Source organism: Modicisalibacter ilicicola DSM 19980, assembly GCF_900128925.1.
GTDB classification, from domain to species: domain Bacteria; phylum Pseudomonadota; class Gammaproteobacteria; order Pseudomonadales; family Halomonadaceae; genus Modicisalibacter; species Modicisalibacter ilicicola.
Genome location: NZ_FQUJ01000007.1, coordinates 23,344 through 29,343 on the forward strand (window position 1 = coordinate 23,344; position 6,000 = coordinate 29,343).

Genomic DNA, 6,000 nt, shown 5'->3' on the forward strand with positions numbered 1-6,000 from the left:
ATAACGGCAGTCTTTTCCTGCCTTCCCGAGGAGAGGGCTGCCGCCATAATCCCCTTGCTATCCCCGATCAATGACGGCGTGAACACATAATGGCCAATAACCAGAACACCGATGATAAAAGCCGCAAGCCCTGGTGGCTGTTCGGTATCCTGATTATCGCGATATCGATGGCCAGCTCGGCTGCCGTTTATTACCTGCTTGCTCCGAACACCTCGGCCCACGCCGACGAGAGCCAGCAGGAAGCGCCTGAACCGGAACCGATCGTTGCCCCCACTCCCATCTTCGTGAGCATTACGCCCTTCACGGTGAATGTGCAGAGCGACTATTACGAACAACGCCTCTTGTACATCGGGTTGTCGCTCAAGGTCGGTGACGAGGAGACCGCCGCACTGATCGAGGAGAACATGCCTCAGGTGCGCAGCCGCCTGCTGATGCTGCTGTCGGCTCAGTACGCGGAAGAGCTGACGCGCCCCGAGGGCAAGGAAGCCCTGGCCAACAAGATTCTGGCGCTTTTCGACGAGCCGTTCGGCGACCCCCAGCCACCGCTGGCGATCGACGACGTGCTCTATACCGACTTCATCGTGCAATAGGGACACCATGTCTCAAGACGATCTGCTTTCGCAGGATGAAATCGACGCCCTTCTCAAGGGCGTCAGTGGCGAAGAAGAGACCACCGACAAGGGCGATACGTCCTCGACGGGCCGTATTCGCCCCTACGATCCGGCGACCCAGCACCGCATCATCCGCGAACGTCTGCATGCACTGGACATGATCAACGAGCGCTTCGCTCGCCAGTTCCGCATGAGCATGTTCAACCTCTTGCGGCGTAGCGCCGATATCACCGTGGAAAGCGTGCGCTACCAGAGCTACAGCGACTTTTCCCGGCATCTTCCGGTGCCCACCAACGTCAACCTGATCGCCATGAAGCCCCTGCGCGGCACCGCGCTGGTCGTGTTTCCGCCCAGCCTGGTGTTCATGGTGGTCGACAACCTGTTCGGTGGTGACGGCCGCTTCCTGACCAAGTCGGAAGGCCGTGAATTCACGCATACCGAACAGCGCATCATCCAGCGCCTGCTGCACCTGGCCATCGACTCCTATCAGGACAGCTGGAAGTCGGTCTTCCCCCTGGAAATCGATTACGTCCGCTCGGAGATGCAGGTGCGCTTCGCCAATATCACCAGTTCGCCCAACGAGATCGTCGTCACCAGCACCTTCCACCTGGAAGTCGGCAACCTGTCCAGCGACTTCCAGATCTGCATGCCCTACTCGATGATCGAGCCGGTACGCGATCGGCTTTCCGGCCCCCTCACCGACCATGGGGCAGGTGGAGATCGCCATTGGGGCCAGCGCATGGCGGGCGAGATCAAGCACTCCCAGGTCGAGCTGGTCGCCGACTTCGTGGATATCGAGGCCAGCATCGCCCAGGTCATGTCGCTCAAGGTGGGTGACGTGCTGCCTATCGAGTTGCCCGAGATCGTTCCCGCCCGGGTCGATGGCGTGCCGGTCATGAACTGCGAATTCGGCAGTCAGCATGGCCAGCGCGCCTTGCGCGTGCGTCGCCTCATCGATCATGCCGTCCAAAACACCAAGTTTGCCCCCGGTCTGGTGCCGGGAGCCAAGGAAACCGACAATGACTGATCCCAAGAACCCCGACCAGAACAGCCCCGAAGATCCCTGGGCAGAGGCGATGGCCGAACAGAGCGCGGCCGAAGCGCAGGGCGATGCCAGCGCGTCGGAAGAGGACGATCCCTGGGCAGCCGCCTTTGCCGAACAAGCCGAAGCCGAGTCCGAGGACGACATCGAACTGCCTCAGAGCGGCAATGATTTCGGCTCGGCAAGCGCCGCGGGTGACCAAGTGTTCAAGCCATTGAGCGACGGCGCCATCGGTGGCGTCTCCCGGGATCTGGAAATGATCATGGACATCCCGGTCAAGCTGACCGTGGAGCTGGGACGCACCCGCATCACCATCAAGCAACTGCTCGAACTCGCCCAGGGGTCGGTCATCGAGCTCGATGGCCTGGCCGGTGAACCCATGGACATCCTGATCAACGGCTACCTGATCGCCCAGGGCGAGGTCGTCGTGGTGGACGACAAGTACGGCATTCGCATCACCGAGATCATCACCCCCTCCGAACGGGTACAGAAGCTCAACCGATGAGTCAGCTCTCCTCGACTTCCGGCCAGGACGCCCTCGAGGCTGTCAGCGGCGCCCAGGGCGACACCCTGATCGGCCTGGCGACCCTGGGCAAGACCGCCCTCGCCCTGGCCCTGGTCATCGCCGTGATCCTGATGTGCAGCGCGCTGCTCAAGCGTGTCGGCCCCGGTCGCAAGGCCGCGGGACAACACCTCAGAATGGTCGCCAGCACCGCCGTGGGGCAGCGCGAGCGAGTGGTGATCGTCGATGTGGAGGGCACCTGGCTGGTGCTCGGCGTGGGTGGCGGCCAGATCACGCCGCTGCACCAGATGCCGGCTCCCGAGGAGGAAGCGGCAGCCGACAGTGTGCCGCAGGGCGTCCAGGGCCACGACAGCTTCGCATCCCGCTTCGCCTCTGCGCTGCGCCACAATGCCAAGGACCGCTTCGCCGGCCGTGGGCGCAAGCCCGGAGACGAGGGATGATCGCCACGGATGCCGTGCGGCGCCTTCGCCTGCTCGCCCCGCTGCTGTTCGTCTCGCTCCTGCTTGCCTGGCCCCAGGCAAGCTGGGCCCAGGCCGCCATTCCCGGCATCATCAGCCAGCCGCTCGAAGACGGGGGGCAGAAGTGGTCGCTGAGCCTGCAGACGCTGCTGCTGCTCAGTTCCATGGCCTTCCTGCCGGCCCTGCTTCTGATGATGACCGGCTTCACCCGCATCATCATCGTGCTGAGCCTGCTGCGCACCGCCATGGGCACCCAGTCGGCACCGCCCAACCAGGTGCTGCTGGGCCTGGCCCTGTTCCTGACCTTCTTCGTCATGTCGCCGGTGATCGGCCAGGTGTACGAGGTGGCCTGGCAACCCTTTTCCGCCGACCAGATCAATTTCGATGAATTCCTGCGCCTGGGCAGCCAGCCATTCCGTGAGTTCATGCTCGGCCAGACTCGCCAGCCGGATATCGCCCTGTTCGCGCGACTGGCCGATGCCGGCACCTTCCAGGGACCGGAAGACGTGCCCATGCGCGTGCTGCTGCCGGCTTTCGTCACCAGTGAACTGAAGACCGCGTTCCAGATCGGCTTCACGATCTTCATCCCCTTTTTGATCATCGATCTGGTAGTGGCCAGCGTCCTGATGGCCCTGGGAATGATGATGGTGCCGCCGGCGACCATCTCCCTGCCCTTCAAGCTGATGCTGTTCGTGCTGGTGGATGGCTGGCAGCTGTTGATCGGCTCCCTGGCCGAGAGCTTCTACATCTGATGTTCGGGTTCGATTTCCCTGACCAAGGAGGTGCGCAATGACACCGGAAATGGTAATGAGCATGTCCTACCAGGGCATGAAGGTCACGCTGTTCCTGGCGGGCCCGCTGCTGCTCACGGCACTCTCCATCGGCCTGCTGGTGAGCCTTTTCCAGGCCGCCACCCAGATCAACGAGATGACGCTGTCGTTCATCCCCAAGATTCTCGGGGTTTTCGGTGCCCTGGTGCTGGCCGGCCCCTGGTTGCTCCAGTTGATCACCAACTACACCACCGAGCTGTTTCGCGGTATCCCGCTGATGCTGGGCTGACATGGTCGAGGTCACCTTCGACCAGCTTCAGGGCTGGCTCGCCACCTTCCTATGGCCCTTCGTCCGGCTGACGGCCTTTCTCATGGCGGCCCCCTTGTGGGGCCATTCCGCCGTGCCGCGACAGGTCAAGATCGGCCTGGCGGTGGTCCTGGCCATCGTGATCACGCCGACACTGCCCCCGTTGCCTGACGTGCCGATCATCTCCTGGGCGAGCCTGGGCCTCATGATCGAGCAGATGCTGATCGGCGTGGCCATCGGGCTGGTCATGCGGGTCGTCCTTGCCGTGGTGATGGCCGCCGGCGAGTACATCGGCCTGCAGATGGGCCTGGCCTTCGCCACCTTCTTTTCGCCGGACACCGGTGCCAACACCATGGTGCTGTCGCGCTTTCTCTACATGATCGCGCTGCTGATGCTGCTGGCCTTCAACGGCCATCTGGTCGTGATCGAGATCCTCGCCAACTCCTTCGAGACCCTGCCCATCGGCCTGGGCGGCTTCAATCCCGACGCCTGGGAGATGCTGGCTCGCTACGGCGGCACGATCTTCTCCGCCGGGCTGCTGCTGGCCCTGCCGCTGGTGGCATCGCTTCTGATCATCAATCTCTCCCTGGGCATCCTCAACCGGGCCTCTCCACAGTTGACGATCTTCTCGATCGGCTTCCCGATGACCCTCACCGTGGGCCTGATCCTGCTGATGGTGCTGATGCTGGACCTGGGCCGTTACCTGGAGAGGCTGTTTTCCCAGGGGTTCCTGTTCATGCAGGAATTATTGCCCCTGATGGCGCCGATCGGCTGAACGGCGCCATTGGCCACTCTATTTTTGCGAAGCCTCCAGAGCTTGGTCTAAATCGGTAACGATATCGTCGATATGCTCGATGCCGATGGACAGCCTTACCATGTCCGGGCTGACGCCGGCGGACGCGAGTTCCTGCTCGTTGAGCTGGCGATGAGTGGTCGCGGCGGGAATCGACGAGCAGGTCTTGGCATCGCCGATGTTGACCAGCCTCAGCACCAGCTTCAGCGCATCGTAGAACCGCGTGCCCGCCTCGAGGCCACCGTTGATGCCGAAGCTCAGGATGCCCGAGGCGTGGCCGTCCATGTAGCGCCTGGCCAGGGCGTGATCCTTGTGGCTCTCGAGCCCTGCGTAGTTGACCCAGTTGACCTGCGGGTGGTTTTCCAGATGGCGAGCCACGGCAAGGGCATTGTCGCTGATCCGCTCGATGCGCAGCGCCAGGGTCTCGAGCCCTTGCAGCAGGTTCCAGGCCGCCTGGGCGGACAAGGCGGCCCCCATGTTGCGCAGCGGCACGACGCGTGCCCGGGCGATGAAGGCGGCCTCGCCCACGTCCCGGGTATAGCTGACGCCGTGGTAGGAGACATCCGGCTCGTTGAGCAACGCGAAGCGCTGGGGTTGGTCCGCCCAGGGGAACTTGCCGGAGTCGACGATCACCCCGCCCACGGTGGTGCCGTGGCCGCCGATGTACTTGGTGGCGGAGTGGATGACGATATCCGCTCCCTGCTCGATGGGCCGCCACAGGAAAGGGGTTGCCACGGTGTTGTCGACCATCAGCGGGACGCCATGGCGGTGCGCCGCCTCTGACAGGGCCTGGATGTCCACGATGCTGCCGGACGGGTTGCCCACGCTTTCGCAGAACACCGCCTTGGTGCGCTCGTCGATCAATGCCTCGATGCCGGCGATATCGTCCTTGTCGGCAAAACGCACCTGGATGCCCTGGCGCGGCAAGGTATGGGCGAACAGGTTGTAGGTGCCGCCATAGAGCTCGCTGATCGAGACGATGTTGTCGCCCACTTCGGCGACGGTCTGGATGGCATAGGTGATCGCGGCCATGCCCGAAGCCACCGCCAGCCCGGCAATGCCGCCCTCCAGGGCAGCGAGCCGTTGTTCCAGCACGGCACAGGTCGGGTTCATGATTCGGGAATAGATGTTGCCCTCCACCTTGAGATCGAACAGATCGGCTGCGTGCTGGGCATTGTCGAAGGAAAACGAGGTGGTCTGGTGGATGGGCACCGCCACGGCATGTTGATCGTCGGCGACGTAGCCGTGGTGCAGGGCGATGGTCTCGGGCTTCATGGTGATTCCTTGGTGTTGTTGTCGAGAATGGAGTTCTACCAGCGATGCTATCCAAGAGTCGTCGACTCGGCCACCGGGCTGGCAGAAGTCGATTTTATTGGGCGATTGATCATACCATCGCTCGCTTAAGCGAGCTCCCACGAGTGATCAGCGCCACCGGTGTGGTAAGAGCCGGATTTATCCGGCGATGAATCAACCCCTCGCTCGCTGAAGCGAGCTCC

At 62.9% G+C, this 6,000-nt stretch carries 8 protein-coding genes; 7 read left to right on the top strand and 1 reads right to left on the bottom strand.

All coding sequences use genetic code 11. The annotated features are described in order from the left end of the window. Positions 1-89: 89 nt before the first annotated feature. Genes fliL through fliR form a run of 7 tightly spaced genes read left to right on the top strand, consistent with a single transcriptional unit; the run spans position 90 to position 4,486 of the window. Positions 90-590: a flagellar basal body-associated protein FliL gene (gene fliL / locus BUA41_RS08985; RefSeq protein WP_072821947.1), complete on the top strand. Its 501-nt coding sequence runs from the start codon at positions 90-92 to the stop codon at positions 588-590. Positions 591-597: 7 nt separating this feature from the next. Next, positions 598-1,638 carry a flagellar motor switch protein FliM gene (gene fliM, locus BUA41_RS08990; RefSeq protein WP_072821949.1) on the top strand — a complete coding sequence of 347 codons (1,041 nt, stop codon included), beginning with the start codon at positions 598-600 and terminating at the stop codon, positions 1,636-1,638. Beyond that, the gene (fliN, locus tag BUA41_RS08995; RefSeq protein WP_072821951.1) at positions 1,631-2,158 is read left to right on the top strand and encodes a flagellar motor switch protein FliN; all 528 of its coding nucleotides are present in this window, start codon (positions 1,631-1,633) and stop codon (positions 2,156-2,158) included. The genes fliM and fliN overlap by 8 nt, the downstream gene beginning before the upstream one ends. Then, positions 2,155-2,616, top strand: a complete 462-nt coding sequence (fliO, locus tag BUA41_RS09000) for a flagellar biosynthetic protein FliO (RefSeq protein ID WP_072821953.1) — start codon at positions 2,155-2,157, stop codon at positions 2,614-2,616. Before fliN ends, fliO begins: the two co-directional genes overlap by 4 nt. Continuing rightward, the gene (fliP, locus tag BUA41_RS09005; RefSeq protein WP_072821955.1) at positions 2,613-3,386 is read left to right on the top strand and encodes a flagellar type III secretion system pore protein FliP; all 774 of its coding nucleotides are present in this window, start codon (positions 2,613-2,615) and stop codon (positions 3,384-3,386) included. Before fliO ends, fliP begins: the two co-directional genes overlap by 4 nt. A 37-nt stretch (positions 3,387-3,423) precedes the next feature. Further along, positions 3,424-3,693: a flagellar biosynthesis protein FliQ gene (gene fliQ / locus BUA41_RS09010; RefSeq protein ID WP_072821957.1), complete on the top strand. Its 270-nt coding sequence runs from the start codon at positions 3,424-3,426 to the stop codon at positions 3,691-3,693. Between the two features lies 1 nt (position 3,694). Beyond that, a complete protein-coding gene (gene fliR / locus BUA41_RS09015; RefSeq protein WP_072821959.1) occupies positions 3,695-4,486 on the top strand; it encodes a flagellar biosynthetic protein FliR in 792 nt (263 codons plus the stop codon). 18 nt (positions 4,487-4,504) lie between these two features. On the opposite strand, the gene BUA41_RS09020 is transcribed toward fliR, so the two are convergent. After that, positions 4,505-5,779: an O-acetylhomoserine aminocarboxypropyltransferase/cysteine synthase family protein gene (locus tag BUA41_RS09020; RefSeq protein ID WP_072821961.1), complete on the bottom strand. Its 1,275-nt coding sequence runs from the start codon at positions 5,777-5,779 to the stop codon at positions 4,505-4,507. Positions 5,780-6,000 lie beyond the last annotated feature (221 nt).

Excerpts from the sequence above, each read along its gene's own strand:
- fliP (WP_072821955.1), top strand. The coding sequence starts at position 2,613 with ATGATCGCCACGGATGCCGTGCGGCGCCTTCGCCTGCTCGCCCCGCTG.
- fliN (WP_072821951.1), top strand. The coding sequence starts at position 1,631 with ATGACTGATCCCAAGAACCCCGACCAGAACAGCCCCGAAGATCCCTGG.
- fliO (WP_072821953.1), top strand. The coding sequence starts at position 2,155 with ATGAGTCAGCTCTCCTCGACTTCCGGCCAGGACGCCCTCGAGGCTGTC.
- fliR (WP_072821959.1), top strand. The coding sequence starts at position 3,695 with ATGGTCGAGGTCACCTTCGACCAGCTTCAGGGCTGGCTCGCCACCTTC.
- BUA41_RS09020 (WP_072821961.1), bottom strand. The coding sequence starts at position 5,779 with ATGAAGCCCGAGACCATCGCCCTGCACCACGGCTACGTCGCCGACGAT.
- fliM (WP_072821949.1), top strand. The coding sequence starts at position 598 with ATGTCTCAAGACGATCTGCTTTCGCAGGATGAAATCGACGCCCTTCTC.
- fliL (WP_072821947.1), top strand. The coding sequence starts at position 90 with ATGGCCAATAACCAGAACACCGATGATAAAAGCCGCAAGCCCTGGTGG.
- fliQ (WP_072821957.1), top strand. The coding sequence starts at position 3,424 with ATGACACCGGAAATGGTAATGAGCATGTCCTACCAGGGCATGAAGGTC.